This is a genomic window from Neoroseomonas terrae (assembly GCF_018129025.1).
GTDB lineage: Bacteria > Pseudomonadota > Alphaproteobacteria > Acetobacterales > Acetobacteraceae > Neoroseomonas > Neoroseomonas terrae.
The window spans coordinates 212458-228553 of record NZ_JAAEDI010000003.1; the positions used below are offsets into that span (position 1 = coordinate 212458).

Sequence of the window (16096 nt, forward strand, 5' to 3'; positions counted from 1 at the left end):
CGCCGGATGGGGCTATGACCGGGCCCAGTTTGTGCGTTGCCGCTGGGGTGCGCGCCGCGTCCAATCAGTATCGTCGGGAGGAATGAATGCGGAACCGGTCCAAATCATGTCGGATGACGATCAAATCGCTCCGCTGCATCGCAGTCGCACTCGCCTTGCCTGTCGCGTCGTTAGGGCCGGTCATCTTAGCCAACCTCGCTGCGGCGCAATCGGCACCGGCCGCTCCGCCCGCCGGGCAAACGGTCGCGGCCAGCGAGGAGCGTCTCACCCAGGCGCAGCTCGAACAATTGCTTGCGCCGATCGCGCTGTATCCGGACGACCTGCTGATGCAGGTGCTGATGGCCGCGACCTATCCGCTCGAGATTGTGCAGGCAAAGCGCTGGCTGGCTGAAGGACAAAACGCCTCCCTTACCGGCGACGCTCTGGTGCAGGCGCTGAACGAGCAGCCCTGGGACCCATCTGTGAAGTCGGTCGTGCCCTTCGCCGATGTGTTGGCCCTGATGAACGACCAGCTCGACTGGACGCAGCAGGTCGGCGATGCGGTGCTCGCACAGCAGGATGACGTTCTGAATGCGGTGCAGGTGCTGCGCGGCCGCGCGCAGGCCAGTGGATCGCTGCAGAGCGGCCCGCAGCAGACGGTGAACGTGACGCAAACCGTCAACGCCGCCCCGGCGCAGGGTGCCGCCGTCGCGCCGCCGCCGCAGACCATCGTCATCGAGCCGACCAATCCCGATCAGGTCTTTGTGCCGGCCTACAATCCCTCGGTGGTGTATGGCAGCTGGCCGTATGCGGAGTATCCGCCAGCCTATTATCCGCCGCCAGTCGGTTGGGGCGTAGGCAACGCCATCCTCACCGGCATGGCCTTCGCCGGCAGCGTCGCGGTGGTGAACTCGCTCTGGGGCTGGGCGCGACCAGGCTGGGGACGCGGTGACATCGACGTGAACGTCAACCGCTTCAACAACATCAATGTCAATCGCAGCCAGATCAGCGGCAATCGCTGGCAGCATGACGTCTCGCACCGACATGGGGTGGCCTATCGCAATGACGCGGTGCGCGATCGTGTCGGCGGTCATCGCACTGGCGGCGGGCGCGACCGGGTACAAGCGCGCGAGCAGTTTCGCGGCCGCGCCCAACAGGCCGATCGCGGGCAGGGGATTGGCGGGCGGCGTCCCGATGCAGATCGACCCACCCTTGGGGACCGTCGTCCCGGCGGGGGTGATCGACCGGCGATAGGTGGCCAGCAGGCCGGCGGACGTGGCGACCGGCCCGGGTTGGCTGACCGCGGCCACGGCGGCGCGGCGACCCATCGACCCGGTGGACAGCGACCGGCCGCGCAGCGCCCTGCCGTGGCGCACCGGCAAAGTGGGCGCCCCCAGGCGCGCCCGGCACCGACGCGACAAGCACCGCAGGGCCTTCGTGGCGCGGGCGAGGGCAGGCATGAGCGCGCGGCCGCGAGCCGTGGCAGGGCGAGCCGTCAGGGCCAACCCGCGGCCCGCGCCCATGCGCAGCAGCGGCGCGCTGCCCAACCCCATCGCGGAGGGGGCGCCGCGGCGCATCGTGGACGAGGCGGTGGTGGCCATGCCGGACGCGGCGGCGGGCGGCATCGGTGAGGAGACGGAGCATGAACACGACCATTGCCCCCCTTCTGCTTGTCGCATCCCTGATCGCGATGCCGGTGTCGGCGCAGGCTCCCGCAACGCAAGGACCGACCGAGGCGGCCCCACGTCCGAGCGCGCCTCGGCCGATTGCCCCCCGCGCCTTCCAATCCCCCGAGGAAGGCTTCGCCGCGCTCATCGCCGCGCTGCGCGCGGACGACGATCGCGCCCTGCTGAGCATCCTGGGTTCGGCCGGGCAGCGCCTGGTGCGATCCGGCGACCGCGCCATCGACCGCGCGGCACGCACAAGGGTCCTCGATGAGTACGCTTTGAAGAACGAGATCCTGCGCCCGACACCGAACGAAGCGATCCTGCAACTCGGCGCGGATGACTGGCCTATGCCGCTTCCGATGGTGGAGCGCAGAGGCGCTTGGCGCTTCGACGCTGCCGCGGCGACACAGGAGATCGTTGACCGCCGGATCGGCCGCAACGAACTCGACACCATCGAGACGCTGCGAGCTATGGGCGATGCGCAGGACGAGTACGCGCGCACAGCGGGCCGGCATGGAGCGCTGCGCGCCTATGCGCGGCGTTTCTTCTCTACGCCGGGACAGCGTGACGGGCTCTATTGGCCGACCGCAGAAGTCGAGGACGAAAGCCCGCTTGGCCCACTGGCGGCCGCAGCCAGCGCCGGCGACTATGGCCGTCGGCAGCGCGGCGAACGGCCCGAGCCCTATCACGGCTATGTCTACCGCATTCTGGAACGCCAAGGTGCCGCCGCCCCCGGTGGCGCGATGGACTACGTGGTGAATGGACGGATGATCGGCGGCTTCGCCATCATCGCCGCGCCGGCGCAATATGGTTCGACCGGCATCAAGACCTTCATGATCAGCCACGATGGCGTGGTGTGGGAACAGGACCTCGGCCCTGGTACGGTTCGGGAAGCGGCTGCCATCACGACCTTCGACCCGGGCGAGGGGTGGGTGCGGGTGGCCGAGTAAGCGTATCGCCGTGACCGCCGACAGGGCGCGGTTGCGGCGGCCAAGAGGGGGCGCGTCCATGGTTGTCGACCAAGCCGGGCTCGAGGCGCCGCCGCTTGCACGCTTTGCAATTTTGCTGCTCGGCGTGATGGCAGCTCGGTGGATCTGCCCGCGGCTGCGCCTGCCGGAGTGCATCGGATATATCCTGATCGGCGTGTTGGTCGGCCCCCATCTGATCGGCATCATCCCGAGGCATGCCGAGGTAGCCACCTTTTTCGGCGAGATCGGCAAGCTGCTGCTGATGTTCTTCGTCGGGCTGGAGATCGATCTCGACCAGTTCGCACGAGCGCGACGACGGGCGCTTTCCTTCGGCGTCGCGACCTTCGCGCTTCCGCTGGCCGGTGGCTTTGCGGTCGGCCATGCATTTGGGTATTCGCCGGTCGCCGCGCTACTCATTGGCTCGTTGATCGCCTCGCACACGCTGATCGCCTTTCCCATAGTGACCGCGGCGGGGCTGTCGGCGCGCCCTTCGGTCACCGTGACGGTGGGTGCGACCGTGCTGACCGACATGCTGGCCCTGCTCGTGCTCGCTGCATGCCTGACGACGCATCGCAGCGGCTTTGCTCCGATGGCAATCGTGATCCAGGTCGGCGAACTCATCGCGTTTGCGGTGATTCTGCTCGGCATCGTCGGGCCGCTTGCCCGCCGTGCAGTTTGCGCGCATGGGAATAGTGAACAGGCAAGCTTTACTCTGCTGCTGATCGTCGTCAGCGTCGCCGCGATGACAGCGGAAATGATCCAGCTCGAAGGCATCATTGGTGCGTTCTTGGCGGGCATTGCGGTCAACCAGGCGGTCAAGACGTCCAGCGCGAAGGAGAAGCTCGAATTCCTCGGGAATGGGGTGTTCATCCCCGCCTTCTTCATCGTGACCGGATTCCTGGTGGACCTGCGGCTCTTGGTCTCGTCGCTCACCACCGACCTGCCGCTTGTGCTGGCCATCGTCCTCGCCCTGTTGGGAACCAAATGGATCGCCGCGGAAGTCTCGGGGCGGACCTTCGGTTTCCGAGCGACAGATAGGCTGTTGATGGCCTCACTCACCGTGCCGCAGGTGGCGGCAACCCTTGCAGCGACACTCGTCGGCTATGAGGCGTTGAACGGCGCGGGGGAACGTCTGCTCGACGGCCGGATGCTGAATGCGGTGCTGGTTCTGGTGATGGTCACCGCAGTGGTCGGGCCGGTTTTGACGGAGCGTGCGGTGGCGCGGCTGCGTGGATGTGTCGGTGAGAACGATACCACGCAAAGCCCTGCAGCCTCTCTACCGGTGCAAGGCTGACGACTGACGAATCGGGACAGCCTTGTGATTTGGCCGATGGAACGTCCAGTCCGCTGTCCGGCTCATGGCGCTCGCCGCTTTGTCACCTACACCGACAGCGTTGCGGAGCCCAGATCGAAGATGGCTGGCGAGATGTTCCTGGCCATAACGCACGCGGTGTTGTTGGACCATGCGGCGGCGTCGAGCTCGATGAAGCGCGTCGACGATGCCAACGCCGCGTGGGCGAAGTCCCCCTGCCGTGCGCCGGGGACGGTGACGTCGAGCAGGTTGGTATCTCCCGGCGCCAGGTTCGGCAGGTCCCAGGCCACCTCCGCCGCGAACTCCCGCTGTCCGACCGGCAGGGCGGGGGTGCCGCAGAGCAGCGCCGGCGCCGCCTCCGGCAGCCCATAGAGGCGCAACGCCTCGACCTCGATCTGCCCGTCGAAGCCGACGATGCCGATCTGCGCGAAAGAGACAGCCGGCCCGAGCCGCACCGTCACACTGTCGGGGTGCTAGCTTGGCCTGGCCCGAGAATGGGCAGATTCATGGAGGCGACGATGGAAGAGGAGCCCGTCTATCATAGGACTGATCTGGTTGGCAGCTCGAGGAAATCCGTCAGCGACGCCATCGAGACCGCGATAGGGCGCGCGGTGAAATCGCTGCGCCACATCGAGTGGTTCGAAGTCAGTGAGATCCGAGGACGCGTGCAGGACGGCAAAGTCTCCCAGTACCAAGTCAGCATACCAGTACCAAGTCAGCATAAGAGTGGGGTTCCGCGTCGAGGCGTGATGGCGGACCCGTCCTGTCGGGCGTGAATTCATGGGTGGCGTCCGAGCGGCACGGGCAGGACGTCTAGTGCCTGCATGCCGGCTCCATGGCCGTGTGGCGATCAGTAAGCACCATTCTGATCGAACCCTTCGCTTGGCTTCGCGCTGCTTTGGAGCGAATGGTCGTGTGCGCGTAGAGAGCCGCGCTGCCCCGCCGAGGCTCTATCCGCGGGGCTCGGGCTGGTAGCACCCGGATCATCGGGTGTGGCACCGGAGCCCAACGATGACGCAGCTGTCCGATACCCAGCGTGTGATCCTCAGCAAAGCAAGGCAGCGCGACGATCGGCTGGCCGTTCCACCCGACCGGCTCCCCGCCGCCGCGCGGCAGACGGTGGCGAAGTCGCTGATCAAGCAGGGCCTAGTCACTGACGAGGACGTGGGAGCTGCCAATGCGCTGAACGCGTGGCAGATCGACGGCCAGCCCCGGGTGCTCCGGATCACGCTGGGTGCCATCGGCGTTGAGCCGGATAGTGGCGCGGCAGCCCCGGCAATGCCGGACCTCCCCCCAGCAGCGGCATCGCTCAGCCTGCCCGTCGAGGGCCAGGGAGACTCACACGCGGCGTCTGCGCCCGTGCCGCCCGCCACCAGCGACCTGGGGTCAGAGGCCCATCAGCAGCCGCCGCTGAGTCAGCACGGCCGCAACGGGCGCGCAGCAGCCCTTCGCCCAGCGGCGGCAGCCGTCGTGACCGCCTGGAATGGGTCTGGGCGCGACGGTCTCGACGACGCTGTTACTGCTTTGCGCCCAGCCCCGGCTGCGGCGCCTCACTCTCGGCGCGATGCCGCTGTACTGCGGCAGCCGCGTACGGGTACCAAGCAGCAGGCGATCCTCGCATTGCTCCGCCGAGACGAGGGCGCGACCATCGCCCAGATCATTGAGGCGACCGGCTGGCAGCAGCACACCGTCCGGGGCTTCCTCGCTGGCCTCAAGCGGCGCGGCATCACGGTGGAGGTTCTGGAGCGGGTCCGGCAGGTCGGGCCGAGCAAGCAGGGTGCGAAGGGCTCCTACTCCATCTACCGGATCACCGCCGCCGCGCCGGTGGAGGCTGGCTGATGCGCAGCGGCGCACCGGGACCTCGTCTCGCGGTCGGGGTCATCCGGGTCTCGACCGCCGAGCAGGGCAACAGCGGGCTGGGGCTGGAGGCCCAGCAAACCAGCATCCGCGCCTTCGTCGCAAATCAGGGCTGGACCCTGGTCGCGGAGTACTCGGACATCGCGTCGGGCAAGGACGACCGGCGCGCAGGATTCCAGGCGGCCCTTGCCCGCTGCCGGCAGCTGGACGCCGTGTTAGTGGCGGCGCGGCTCGACCGCATCACGCGTAGGGCCCACACGCTGTCGCAACTGCTAGAGGACGGCATCTCCATTCGCGCTGCCGACATGCCCAATGCTGACGATCTGATGCTCCGGATCTATGCTGCAATGGCGCAGAGGGAGCGGGATCTCATCAGCGAGCGGACCCGGGCAGCGCTGGCGGCAGCCAAGGCGAGAGGGAAGGTGCTGGGCGGGGACAGGGGATATCGTCCGACCGTAGGCCCAGACGGAACTGCAGCCGCGCGGGCGCGACGCAAGTTGGCGGCCCAGACCGCTCATCGACTGCATCTCCAGATCGGCGAGCCCCACCCTGGCGATGTACCGAGCTTCTCTGCAATGGCGCGATCGTTGAATGAACGCGGCGTCCCGACACCGAAAGGTACTGGAGCGTGGACCCATACGAGTGTCGCAAGAATCGTGCGGCGCATCTCGTATCGCCACGCAGGTGATCTCGAACAGCAGGATGATTCACCTCTGACGACCTGAACTTATGCGCGTCTAGCGGCTGTCCGGATCCAATCTCTAAAGGCGGAGAGCGCGGGATCTGCCGTGCGAGTGGGTCGGTAGACCAAGTGCCAGCCGCCTATTTTCGGCGCGGTGATGCCGAAGAGTGCAACTAGGCGCCCCGCCGCCAAATCATCGTCAACGTAAGGCCGAACTCCGAGGGCGACGCCTACCCCATCGGCCGCCGCCTGCTGCGCCTGTCCATAGAAGTCAAAGATAGGCCCTGCGGCTCGCAACTCTGACAAGCCCGCCGTTGACGCCCAGCGCAGCCAGTCGTCGGCGGCGTGAGCAACCCGAAGCAGCATGCCCGGTACCAGATCAGATGGATCGCTTAGTTTTGCTGCGACGGCCGGTGCGCAAACCGGCACGAGATCAGCAGAGACGAGAAACTCGGAAACAAGTCCCGGCCAAGTGCCATCGCCGAGCCGAATCCCGCAACTCCATCCATCGGCGAAGGGAGCCGCGGCGCCGCCTGTGGCGATGCGAACATCGATGCCGGGTTGAGTTCGGGTAAAGTCCGCGAGGCGCGGGATCAACCAGCGGATCGCGAAGGAGGGCCCGACGCCCACCGTCAGCACATGGTGACAACCCGCGTCGACCACCTCCGCCGTCAGTCTGGCAAGCCGGTCCAGCAGCGGCGTCAGCCCAGCCCTAAAGGCTTCTCCTGCCGCAGTCGGAGTAAGTCGGTTGGCGTGGCGGTCAAACAAGACGATGCCGAGCCTCTGTTCCAGCAGCCGCACCAGCCTGCTGACCGCGGCGGGGGTGACGTTCAGCTCGGCAGCCGCCGTCGTGAATGCGCCGCTGCGGGCCGCAGCCTCGAAGGCGCGGATTCCATTCAACGACGGCAGGCGGCGTGGTCTGAGCATCAGGAAAACTTAGCCTCAGGCTCAGGTAACGCTGTTTGTGATGATCCTGCAACTGGCACAGAAGCGGTCAACGGAGAGCCAGCTCATGTCACCCCTTCTGACCGCCGCGCTGATCCTGACCATGGTGGGAACCTCCCTGCTGTCCGGCGTGTTCGGCATGGCGGGGGGGCTAGTGTTGGTAGGCGTACTCCTGGTGCTGCTGCCGGTACCCGATGCCATGGCGCTGCATGCGGTGACTCAAGTTGCCTCGAATGGCTGGAGGGCGGCGCTATGGTGGCGGCGCATCCGGCCGTGGCCGGTGGTGGCGCATGCGGCCGGATGCCTGGTGGCACTGGGTGCCTGGTCGCTGGTGCTGCTGGTGCCCGACCGCGGTGCGGCGCTGCTGCTCCTGGGTGCCAGCCCGTTCCTGGCGCAGGCGCTACCGGCGCGCATCCGCCCGAATCCGCAGAAACCGCTGCATGGCGCGATCGTCGGTGCGATCTCGATGTCGCTGATGGTGCTGACCGGGGTGTCGGGTCCGTTGCTCGACCGCCATTTCCTCGGCGGCGCGATGGACCGACGGGAGATCGTGGCCACTAAGGCGGCCTGTCAGGCGATCGGGCACGCGCTGAAACTGGTCTATTTCGGACTGTTGGTGGCCGATGCCGGGCAGATCGACCCGTGGCTCGCGGCGATGGCCGTGGTGGCGTCGATGACCGGCACGATGCTGGCCAAGCGGCTGCTGGAGGCCATGAGCGACACTACCTACCGGCTGTGGGCCGGGCGCATCGTCACCGCGCTGGGGGGTTTCTACATCGGCCAGGGTGGCTGGCTGCTGCTGACGGAATGAGGAGGTTGGAATGTCCGAGACGCTGCGCCCGCTCATGCTCGACCTGGTCGCCTTCGTGGCGGAGCGACCACGGCCCTATGCCGAGGTGCTGGATGCCTGGCGCACCAGCTGCCCACGCCTGTCGGTGTGGGAGGACACTGTGGAGGCAGGGTTGGTCCACGTGTTAGATGGTAAGGTGATGGCGACGGCGGCGGGGCACGCTGCACTGACACGACGGGTGTCGCGCGTTCTGTGAGCGCCCCACCAACGCGACATTGCTTCGGCGAGTCAAGATATGGCCGCATCAGAATGCTAGCGTCTTGTCGAGGCGCCCCGTTCACGACCGACCAACGGTCGTTGCTCGGTGTTGAACAGATGCGATGCATGGAGGCTGTCAGGCGACCTTCCAGCCCTCCACGTCACCATCGTTCAGGCGCTCGAAAAGCCTTGCCCAGCTGTCCTTCGGCGGCGCCGGCTCTGGCGTCGCAGCCGGACCCGTGACCATCTGGTCGAGCAACTGCCCGATCAGGCCCAGCGCATCCACCTGGTCATCGTGCTTCCCTGCCGGGAAGGTCATGAGCTCCGCCTCAAATGCCTGTCGCCACGGCGCGTGCCGCGGCAGGTGAAGCCCCTCCAATGCCATGCGGCCGCGGATTGATTGCGCCCTCACCGCCTTGTCCCCACGCGTTGGGAAAGCGTGGCGAGCCACATAGGCTTGGCGCTCGCGCATGCGCCGCTGCAAGAACGGCCCAATGCCGGCTCGGATTTGACCCGTTTCTTCGGCCCAGCCGATCGGCCGCCACCGCTTCACCAGATCACAGAACGCCTCGATCCACGCATCCGCCGCGGTCTGCCCTCGCCAGAGGTCCAGCAGCCAAAGCTGACCTGCCGGATCCATCCCCACCACCGCATGCACGGTGAAATCGCCACCGTCGGCGGTGACGGCGTAATCCGAACCGCCATAGATCCGCAGAGTGGCCCGATCCGGCAGGACGTCGACGTGACGCAGCCACTCGGCCTGGAAATAGTCACCGGTGTCCGGCACCGGGCGCTGCATATACAGTGCCGACCAACTGCGGGTGCTGGCCTCGGCCTTCACGCGCTGGAGTGACGCCGCGTAGCCGTAACCATCATCGCCCCACAGCATCTCGCCAGGGGCACGCCCCAGGGGATCGTCCACCTCCGCCTCGGCCGGTAGCGACACCACCCGCCACTTGTCCCCCTGCGCCTCGAGCAGCCTTCCGGACAGATCGTCCTGATGCCAGCGGGTTTGGACAACCACGATGGCTGCACCGGGCCGCAGGCGCGTGCGCAGGTCGTCCTGGAACCATTCCCACACGCGGGCCCGGCGCGCCTCGCTATCGGCTTCCTCGCGGGATTTCACCGGGTCGTCGATTAGAGCCAGGTCGGCCCGTAGGCCCGTGATGACCCCGCCGATCCCGGCGGCGCGGTATTCCCCTCCATTGCTGGTGGTCCAGAGGTCCTCCGCCTCGCGGTCCAGCCGATAGCCGAGCATCGGGCCATGGCTGCGGATGCGGCCCCGCACACGGCGGGAGAACGTCCCCGCAAGATCAGCGGTGTTGCTGGTGGCAATGACCCGACGGTCGCGGCCCTGGGCGAGGAACCAGGCGGGGAACAGGTCGGAGGTGTAGGTGCTCTTTGCCGATCCCGGCGGCATGAACACCATCAGCCGGTCATGCACGCCGTCGGCCATCCGGCTCCGCGTCGAGGGACTGGCCGGTTTGGTCCGCGACCTCACGGCCATCGCGCACAGCGCGCTGGCGGCGGCGGCATGAGCACCGCGACCAGCATCACAGTCCGGGTACCACTGGCGATTCGTCACCGGCCGGGACGCAAGACCATCGTCATGCCAGCGAAGGCGGAGCCGGCCGCGGTTGCCACAAGGGCCGATCCGGCGCTGGTGAAGGCGCTGGCTCGCGCGCACCGATACCAACGCCAACTCGACCAAGGTCGCCATGGATCGTTGACCGAACTGGCGGCGGCCGAGAAAGTCGACCGGTCCTTCCTTGGGAAGCTGCTCAGCCTGACTCTCCTGGCGCCGGATCTGGTCGAGGCGATCCTGGACGGCCGCTGTGAGGCCGGCCTGACGACGCTACTCCGGCCTCTACCGGTACTCTGGCCGGACCAGAGCAGAGCGTTGGCCTCCGAGAGCAGGCCGGCTTCGTCTCAGCCGAAGAATTCCGAAGGGTAATGCGGCGAGTCGACTGAAGGACTCGTCCGCGGCCATATGGCGGGCCGATATGCGACGAGGCTCGGGGGCAACAGAGCCGGGAGTTCCGTCCCGGTTTTCATCGCCGGGCGACGCTGGGCACAACTATGAGCGCCGGCGTCTTGGGGAATGTTGTGCAGAATCAGTCGGCTATTATCTCGGGAACTAATCGCGCAAGTCCCAAGGTGCCGAGAGAATTGGCTCGACAGAGAGAGAAACCGGGCTGCTCGGTTTGGGTCACTTCCCGACCCACATGCAGAATGGCCCGCCAAACGTGGCCCTGGCCGCGACTGACACCAGACGGGAGAATGGTGTTGGGAAACCGATTGGAGCGGGCGAAGGGATTCGAACCCTCGACCCCGACCTTGGCAAGGTCGTGCTCTACCCCTGAGCTACGCCCGCGCTCCGTGCGGAGGCCGGGCTTCTACCATGCTGCGCCCGGATTGCAACCCACCCGCCGCAAGGATTCTGTCATCCTCCTCGACAGCCGCCCGTCGACCGCGCGATCATGACCGCAACGACATCTCCCGGGAGAATTACGTCATGGATCGCCGCACCGCCCTCGGCCTCGCCGCCGGCGCGCTTGTCCTGCCCATGGGCCGCAGGGCTGCCGCCCAGGCCTTCGACCATCCCGTCCGTCTCATCGTCCCCTTCGCGCCGGGCGGCACCTCCGACATCCTCGCCCGGCTCCTCGCGCCAGACCTGACGCGCGCCTTCGGCCAGAACGTGGTGGTGGAAAACCGCACCGGCGCCGGCGGCAACATCGGCGCCGACCTGGTCGCGAAATCCCCGCCGGACGGCCACACCCTGCTGATCATCGACGTTTCGACGCTGGCTACCGCGCCCTCGCTCTACACGCGCTTCCCCTTCGACCTGAAGCGGGACCTCGCGCCGGTCACGATGCTGATCTACGCGCCCTACATTCTCGCGATCCATCCCTCGGTTCCCGCGCGGAACGCCGCCGAACTCGTCGCCTATGCCAGGGCGAATCCCCCGAGGGTGAACGTCGGCCATGCCGGTGTCGGCGTCGGCAACCACCTCACCGGGCTCCTGGTCACACAGCACTGGGGCGCGGACCTCACCCAGGTGCCCTATCGCGGCGGTGCGGCGGCCCTGACGGCGGTCGCCGCCGGCGAATCGCAGATGATCATCAACGGCGCGACTGCCACCGCGCCTTTCTGCAAACAGGGCACGCTGCGCCCCATCGCCGTCACCGGCCCGGCGCGACTGGCGGACTTCCCGGACGTACCGACCTTCCAGGAACTCGGCTGGCCGGCGGCCGATTCCGGCACCTGGCAGGGCGTCCTGGCGCAGGGCGGCACGCCGGCGCCGATGGTGAACCGCATCGCCAACGATCTCCGTACAGCCATGGCGGTGCCGACCACGGCCGAACGCATCGCCGCCCTCGGCGCCGTGAATCGCGTCGAGGGGCCGGACAGTTTCCGCACCTGGCTCGACAATGAGATCGAGGTCTGGTCCAGGGTGGTCCGCGCCAACAACATCAAACTGGACTGAATGCCCGAATCGCCTGAGGGGCTGCTCGCCCGCCTCGCCGCCGCCGGTATCGCCGCCGAGACGCATCACCACCGCCCGGTCTTCACCGTGGCGGAAAGCCGGGATGTCTCCATGCGGCTGCCCGGCGGTCACACCAAGAACCTGTTCCTCCGTCCCGCGAAAGGGGACGGGCCGTTCCTGCTCGCGACGCTGGAGGCCGACCGCCAGGTTTCGGTCAATGCCCTCGCGCGCCTCGCCGGCGCGGGAAAGGTGTCGATGGCGAGTGCGGACCAGCTCGAGGCGACCCTCGGCGTCCCGCCAGGCTCCGTCACCCCCTTCGGCCTGGTCAATGCCGCGCCGGGCGCCGTGCGCTTCGTGATGGACCGCCAGCTGGCGGACGGCTTCGACCGCATCTGGGTGCATCCACTGACCAACGCAGCGAGCACCGGCCTCCCGCCCGCCGAACTCCTTCGGTTCTTCGCCGGGCTCGGCCATCCCTGCACGCTGTTGGACCTTGGCGATCCCAACTGAGCCGCTGCGGCGCGTCCTGCTCCACCTCCCCTGCCGCTCCCGCCGATCAGCGCTTGCGCGCCGCTTCGGACGGCGCATCTATGCGGCAGGATTAGAGGAATGCCCGCCATGGACGTCATCATCGACCCTACCCGCCAGGGTGCGCCTGCTGCTGCTGCTCCCGAAGGCGTCATCAAGGACGGCGACCAGAAGACCTTCATGCAGGACGTTATCGAGGCGTCCCGTCAGGTTCCCGTCCTGGTCGATTTTTGGGCAACCTGGTGCGGCCCCTGCAAGACCTTGACCCCGGCGCTGGAGAAGGTTGTCAACGCCGCGGCAGGGCGGGTCCGGCTGGTGAAGGTCGATATCGACCAGAACCGCTCGCTCGTTGCCCAGCTCACTCAGATGGGCCTGCCTCTGCAGTCCGTGCCGACGGTCGTTGCGTTCTGGCAGGGCCAGATCCTCGACCTGTTCCAGGGCGCCCTGCCGGAATCCGAGGTGAAGCGCTTCGTCGAATCGCTGCTCAAGGCCGCCGGCGGCCAGATGCCGACCGCCGACCTGTTGGCCGAGGCCGAAGCCGCCGTCGCCGAGGGTGACCATGCCGGCGCGCTCGAAATCTTCGGCGCCCTGTCGCAGCAGGAACCTGAGAACGCCAAGGCGCTCGCCGGCGTTGCCCGCGCCCTGCTGGTGCTGGGCGAGGAGGAGCAGGCCCTTGCCGTGCTCGACAGCGCGCCCGCCAAGATCAAGGAGGCACCGGAGCTCTCCGCCGCCCGCAGTGCCATCGAGCTCGAGATCGAAGGCCGTCGCGCCCGCGACCAGCTGGCCCAGTTTCAGGCCCGCATCGATGCTGATCCGGACGATCACGCGGCGCGCATCGACCTTGCCATAGCGCAGAGCGCGAGTGGTGAGCGCGACGCTGCCGTGGACACGCTGATCGAGGCTGTTCGCCGCGACCGTGCCTGGAACGAGGAAGCCGCCCGCAAGCAGCTTCTGAAGCTGTTCGAGGCCTGGGGCTTCGAGGACCCGGCGAGCAAGGCCGGCCGTCGCAAGCTCTCGGCCGTCATCTTCCGCTGAGGTCGGGCCCGGCGCCATGCCAGCCTTCCACCCGCGCTTCGCAGACCTGCCGGAGGAGATCGCGATCTTCCCCCTTCCCGGCGCGCTGCTCCTGCCGCAGGGAAGGCTGCCGCTCAACGTATTCGAGCCGCGCTACCTCGCGATGGCGCTCGACAGCCTCGCGCGGGGGCGGATGTTCGGCATGATCCAGCCGGACCCGTGCAAGGCGCGCTGCGAGCACGGCCCGGCGCTCTACAGGATCGGCTGCCTCGGCCGCCTCTGCTCCTTCAGCGAGACGGAGGACGGGCGGTTGCTGATCGCCCTGGCCGGGCTGATCCGCTTCCGCATCGCCGAGGAATTGCCGCTCGCCCCCGGCGGCTATCGCCGGGTGCGAGCCGACTACGATGCCTTCGCGGCCGACCTGGTCCCGCAGGACGGCCGGCCGCCCTACGACAAGGCTGAATTGCTCGCTGCGCTGCGCCCCTATTTCCGCGCCCGCGGCATCGAGGCGAACTGGGACGCGGTGGAGCAATCCGCCGACACCATGCTCGTCACCACCCTGTCCATGGTCTGCCCCTTCGAGATTCCGGAGAAGCAGGCTCTCCTGGAAGCCCCCGACTGTGCGGAGCGCGCGCGCATGCTCGTCGCGCTGATGCGCATGGGGGCAGCCGCCAATGCGCCGTCCGACGGACGGCCGATCTAGAGGACGATCCATCATGTCCGAAACCACCCCGGCCGGCGGCGCCGTCGATCCGCGCCTGCTCGAAATCCTCGTCTGCCCGGTCACCAAGGGCCCGCTGCGCTACGACCGCGAAAAGGGCGAACTGGTCAGCGAGCGCGCCGGCCTGGCCTACCCCATCCGCGACGGCATCCCGATCATGCTGCCCGACGAGGCGCGCAAGCTCGACGGCTGATGTCCGCGCCATCCGAGATCCGCCTGAAGCGCGCCGAGCAGGTGATCGAGGTTGCCTGGCCGGACGGCGCGCGCTTTCGCCTGCCGGCCGAATATCTGCGCGTGGAAAGCCCCAGCGCCGAGGTGCAGGGCCACGCGCCCGACCAGAAGGTGATCGTCGCCGGGCGCCGGCATGTCGGCATCATGCGCGTGGAGCCCGTGGGGAACTACGCCGTGCGGATCGTCTTCGACGATCTGCACGACACCGGCATCTACTCCTGGGCGTATCTGCGGACGCTGGGGGCGGAGCAGGAGACGCGCTGGGCGACGTACTTGGCCGAACTCGGCGCGCGGGGACTGTCACGGGATCCGCCGCGGCGCTGATCGTCGCCGGTAGGGGCGCAGCGACCGCGCCTGCGCGGGGAACACCAGGTATGGTTTTCGGGGCTCTTCCCCGCTTTTGGCGGCGACAGGCAAAGCCCCTCCTGCTGCCTTCGCAACGGAGATCGGAGGGGCGCCGCCCCTCCGAACCACCCCGCCAGGGGGTTAGACCCCCTGGACCGCAATCTGTTGGTATCGAGCGCTGCGGGCTGCGCTGGCCCCGTCAGGCACGCTTCGTGCGCAAGGGCGGGTTCCGGCACCACTTCTGACAGCGGCGCACCGCACCAGGTTGAGGTTTGCAAAAGCCTTTCGGCCTTTGCTGGGGTGGCTTGGAGGGGCAACGCCCCTCCAACTCGGCATCGGAAGTATCGGCGTGACCAGCGATCCTTCCCGTTCAGAACCCGACCAGATCGCCGCCCTTGAGCTTCAGCATCTCGCGCGCCTCGGCCGGCGTCGCGATTTCCAACGACAGCTCCTCAAGGATGCGGCGGATCTTCGCGACCTGCTGGGCGTTGGATGTCGCGGCCTGGCCCTTGCCGATCCACAGGCTGTCCTCGAGCCCGACGCGGACATTGCCGCCCATCATCGCCGCCATCGTCACGAAGGGCATCTGGTGTCGCCCCGCCGCCAGCACGGACCAGACGTAGTCCTTGCCGAACAGGCGGTCCGCCGTCTCGCGCATGAACATCAGGTTGCGATGCTCGGCGCCGATGCCGCCCAGGATGCCGAAGATCGTCTGGGTGAACAGCGGCGGCTCGACCACCTTGCGGTCCAGCATGTGCGCGAGGTTGTAGAGATGGCCGATGTCGTAACATTCGAACTCGAACCGCGTGCCGTGCCCCTTGCCCAGCCGCTCGACGATCTGCTCGATGTCCTGGAAGGTGTTGCGGAAGATGTAGTTGGTCGTGCCTTCGAGGTAGGGCCTCTCCCACTCGTGCTTGAAGTGCTTCACCCGCGCGGCGGAGGGCGCGATGTTGAAGTTCATCGAGCCCATGTTGAGGCTGCACATCTCCGGCTTCGCCTGCAGCGGCGCGGCCAGCCGCTCATCCACCGTCATGCCCAGCCCGCCGCCGGTGGTGATGTTGATGACCGCATCGGTGGACTGCTTGATGACCGGCAGGAACTGCATGAACACCGCCGGGTCGGGCGTCGGGCGGCCGTCCTTCGGGTCGCGCGCGTGCAGGTGGATGATGGAGGCGCCGGCCTCGGCCGCTGCAATGGACTGCTCCGCGATCTCCTGCGGCGTGATGGGCAGATGGTCCGACATCGACGGTGTGTGAATCGCACCCGTGACGGCGCAGGTGATGATGACCTTGGACATGCGCGGTTCCTCCAC

The 16096-nt window shown here is 67.6% G+C and carries 18 protein-coding genes and 1 tRNA gene; 14 read left to right on the top strand and 5 right to left on the bottom strand.

Going from position 1 to position 16096, the window contains the following annotated elements; all coding sequences use genetic code 11:
* The first annotated feature begins 113 nt into the window (after window positions 1-113).
* Genes GXW78_RS03700 through GXW78_RS03710 form a run of 3 tightly spaced genes read left to right on the top strand, consistent with a single transcriptional unit; the run spans window position 114 to window position 3908 of the window.
* Complete coding sequence (locus tag GXW78_RS03700; RefSeq protein ID WP_211866139.1) at window positions 114-1610, top strand: DUF3300 domain-containing protein; 1497 nt, start codon at window positions 114-116, stop codon at window positions 1608-1610.
* 11 nt (window positions 1611-1621) lie between these two features.
* Window positions 1622-2596, top strand: a complete 975-nt coding sequence (locus GXW78_RS03705; RefSeq protein ID WP_246521831.1) for a DUF2950 domain-containing protein — start codon at window positions 1622-1624, stop codon at window positions 2594-2596.
* Window positions 2597-2654: 58 nt separating this feature from the next.
* Window positions 2655-3908, top strand: coding sequence for a cation:proton antiporter (locus GXW78_RS03710; protein ID WP_211866141.1), 1254 nt, complete (start codon window positions 2655-2657; stop codon window positions 3906-3908).
* 86 nt (window positions 3909-3994) lie between these two features.
* On the opposite strand, the gene GXW78_RS03715 is transcribed toward GXW78_RS03710, so the two are convergent.
* A complete protein-coding gene (locus GXW78_RS03715) occupies window positions 3995-4387 on the bottom strand; it encodes a hypothetical protein (protein WP_211866143.1) in 393 nt (130 codons plus the stop codon).
* A gap of 57 nt (window positions 4388-4444) precedes the next feature.
* Between GXW78_RS03715 and GXW78_RS03720 the strand changes: the two genes are divergently transcribed.
* The 3 genes from GXW78_RS03720 to GXW78_RS03730 all read left to right on the top strand — a co-directional run bounded on the left by GXW78_RS03720 (window position 4445) and on the right by GXW78_RS03730 (window position 6508).
* Window positions 4445-4702, top strand: a complete 258-nt coding sequence (locus GXW78_RS03720; protein ID WP_211866145.1) for a dodecin — start codon at window positions 4445-4447, stop codon at window positions 4700-4702.
* A 235-nt stretch (window positions 4703-4937) separates the two neighbouring features.
* Window positions 4938-5765, top strand: coding sequence for a DUF3489 domain-containing protein (locus tag GXW78_RS03725; RefSeq protein WP_211866147.1), 828 nt, complete (start codon window positions 4938-4940; stop codon window positions 5763-5765).
* Window positions 5765-6508: a recombinase family protein gene (locus tag GXW78_RS03730; protein ID WP_211866149.1), complete on the top strand. Its 744-nt coding sequence runs from the start codon at window positions 5765-5767 to the stop codon at window positions 6506-6508. Before GXW78_RS03725 ends, GXW78_RS03730 begins: the two co-directional genes overlap by 1 nt.
* A gap of 2 nt (window positions 6509-6510) precedes the next feature.
* Here GXW78_RS03730 and GXW78_RS03735 read toward each other — a convergent pair whose 3' ends face one another.
* Window positions 6511-7392: a LysR substrate-binding domain-containing protein gene (locus GXW78_RS03735; RefSeq protein ID WP_211866150.1), complete on the bottom strand. Its 882-nt coding sequence runs from the start codon at window positions 7390-7392 to the stop codon at window positions 6511-6513.
* 85 nt (window positions 7393-7477) lie between these two features.
* Between GXW78_RS03735 and GXW78_RS03740 the strand changes: the two genes are divergently transcribed.
* Window positions 7478-8221, top strand: a complete 744-nt coding sequence (locus GXW78_RS03740; RefSeq protein ID WP_211866152.1) for a TSUP family transporter — start codon at window positions 7478-7480, stop codon at window positions 8219-8221.
* A 10-nt stretch (window positions 8222-8231) separates the two neighbouring features.
* A complete protein-coding gene (locus GXW78_RS03745; RefSeq protein ID WP_211866154.1) occupies window positions 8232-8456 on the top strand; it encodes a hypothetical protein in 225 nt (74 codons plus the stop codon).
* Window positions 8457-8594: 138 nt separating this feature from the next.
* Here GXW78_RS03745 and terL read toward each other — a convergent pair whose 3' ends face one another.
* Both terL and GXW78_RS03755 read right to left on the bottom strand, forming a co-directional pair.
* Window positions 8595-10178, bottom strand: coding sequence for a phage terminase large subunit (gene terL / locus GXW78_RS03750; protein ID WP_211866156.1), 1584 nt, complete (start codon window positions 10176-10178; stop codon window positions 8595-8597).
* Window positions 10179-10757: 579 nt separating this feature from the next.
* Window positions 10758-10832: transfer RNA gene (locus GXW78_RS03755), tRNA-Gly, on the bottom strand.
* A gap of 141 nt (window positions 10833-10973) precedes the next feature.
* On the opposite strand from GXW78_RS03755, the gene GXW78_RS03760 reads away from it, so the two are divergent.
* The 6 genes from GXW78_RS03760 to GXW78_RS03785 all read left to right on the top strand — a co-directional run bounded on the left by GXW78_RS03760 (window position 10974) and on the right by GXW78_RS03785 (window position 14763).
* Entirely contained in the window at window positions 10974-11945 is a 972-nt protein-coding gene (locus GXW78_RS03760) for a Bug family tripartite tricarboxylate transporter substrate binding protein (RefSeq protein ID WP_211866158.1), read from the top strand.
* Window positions 11946-12455, top strand: a complete 510-nt coding sequence (locus tag GXW78_RS03765) for a prolyl-tRNA synthetase associated domain-containing protein (RefSeq protein WP_211866160.1) — start codon at window positions 11946-11948, stop codon at window positions 12453-12455.
* Between the two features lie 108 nt (window positions 12456-12563).
* Window positions 12564-13508, top strand: a complete 945-nt coding sequence (locus tag GXW78_RS03770) for a tetratricopeptide repeat protein (protein ID WP_211866162.1) — start codon at window positions 12564-12566, stop codon at window positions 13506-13508.
* Window positions 13509-13524: 16 nt separating this feature from the next.
* Window positions 13525-14190 (top strand): LON peptidase substrate-binding domain-containing protein, encoded by a 666-nt coding sequence (locus GXW78_RS03775; protein ID WP_211866164.1) that lies wholly within the window; start codon window positions 13525-13527, stop codon window positions 14188-14190.
* Between the two features lie 13 nt (window positions 14191-14203).
* Window positions 14204-14401 carry a Trm112 family protein gene (locus GXW78_RS03780; protein ID WP_211866166.1) on the top strand — a complete coding sequence of 66 codons (198 nt, stop codon included), beginning with the start codon at window positions 14204-14206 and terminating at the stop codon, window positions 14399-14401.
* Window positions 14401-14763 carry a gamma-butyrobetaine hydroxylase-like domain-containing protein gene (locus tag GXW78_RS03785; protein ID WP_211866168.1) on the top strand — a complete coding sequence of 121 codons (363 nt, stop codon included), beginning with the start codon at window positions 14401-14403 and terminating at the stop codon, window positions 14761-14763. The genes GXW78_RS03780 and GXW78_RS03785 overlap by 1 nt, the downstream gene beginning before the upstream one ends.
* A 391-nt stretch (window positions 14764-15154) precedes the next feature.
* Here GXW78_RS03785 and GXW78_RS03790 read toward each other — a convergent pair whose 3' ends face one another.
* Window positions 15155-16081, bottom strand: a complete 927-nt coding sequence (locus tag GXW78_RS03790) for a BKACE family enzyme (RefSeq protein WP_211866170.1) — start codon at window positions 16079-16081, stop codon at window positions 15155-15157.
* Window positions 16082-16096: the final 15 nt, after the last annotated feature.

Excerpts from the sequence above, each read along its gene's own strand:
- GXW78_RS03700 (WP_211866139.1), top strand. The coding sequence starts at position 114 with ATGACGATCAAATCGCTCCGCTGCATCGCAGTCGCACTCGCCTTGCCT.
- GXW78_RS03705 (WP_246521831.1), top strand. The coding sequence starts at position 1,622 with ATGAACACGACCATTGCCCCCCTTCTGCTTGTCGCATCCCTGATCGCG.
- GXW78_RS03710 (WP_211866141.1), top strand. The coding sequence starts at position 2,655 with ATGGTTGTCGACCAAGCCGGGCTCGAGGCGCCGCCGCTTGCACGCTTT.
- GXW78_RS03720 (WP_211866145.1), top strand. The coding sequence starts at position 4,445 with ATGGAAGAGGAGCCCGTCTATCATAGGACTGATCTGGTTGGCAGCTCG.
- GXW78_RS03725 (WP_211866147.1), top strand. The coding sequence starts at position 4,938 with ATGACGCAGCTGTCCGATACCCAGCGTGTGATCCTCAGCAAAGCAAGG.
- GXW78_RS03730 (WP_211866149.1), top strand. The coding sequence starts at position 5,765 with ATGCGCAGCGGCGCACCGGGACCTCGTCTCGCGGTCGGGGTCATCCGG.
- GXW78_RS03735 (WP_211866150.1), bottom strand. The coding sequence starts at position 7,392 with ATGCTCAGACCACGCCGCCTGCCGTCGTTGAATGGAATCCGCGCCTTC.
- GXW78_RS03740 (WP_211866152.1), top strand. The coding sequence starts at position 7,478 with ATGTCACCCCTTCTGACCGCCGCGCTGATCCTGACCATGGTGGGAACC.
- GXW78_RS03745 (WP_211866154.1), top strand. The coding sequence starts at position 8,232 with ATGTCCGAGACGCTGCGCCCGCTCATGCTCGACCTGGTCGCCTTCGTG.
- terL (WP_211866156.1), bottom strand. The coding sequence starts at position 10,178 with ATGGCGACCTTGGTCGAGTTGGCGTTGGTATCGGTGCGCGCGAGCCAG.
- GXW78_RS03760 (WP_211866158.1), top strand. The coding sequence starts at position 10,974 with ATGGATCGCCGCACCGCCCTCGGCCTCGCCGCCGGCGCGCTTGTCCTG.
- GXW78_RS03765 (WP_211866160.1), top strand. The coding sequence starts at position 11,946 with ATGCCCGAATCGCCTGAGGGGCTGCTCGCCCGCCTCGCCGCCGCCGGT.
- GXW78_RS03770 (WP_211866162.1), top strand. The coding sequence starts at position 12,564 with ATGGACGTCATCATCGACCCTACCCGCCAGGGTGCGCCTGCTGCTGCT.
- GXW78_RS03775 (WP_211866164.1), top strand. The coding sequence starts at position 13,525 with ATGCCAGCCTTCCACCCGCGCTTCGCAGACCTGCCGGAGGAGATCGCG.
- GXW78_RS03780 (WP_211866166.1), top strand. The coding sequence starts at position 14,204 with ATGTCCGAAACCACCCCGGCCGGCGGCGCCGTCGATCCGCGCCTGCTC.
- GXW78_RS03785 (WP_211866168.1), top strand. The coding sequence starts at position 14,401 with ATGTCCGCGCCATCCGAGATCCGCCTGAAGCGCGCCGAGCAGGTGATC.
- GXW78_RS03790 (WP_211866170.1), bottom strand. The coding sequence starts at position 16,081 with ATGTCCAAGGTCATCATCACCTGCGCCGTCACGGGTGCGATTCACACA.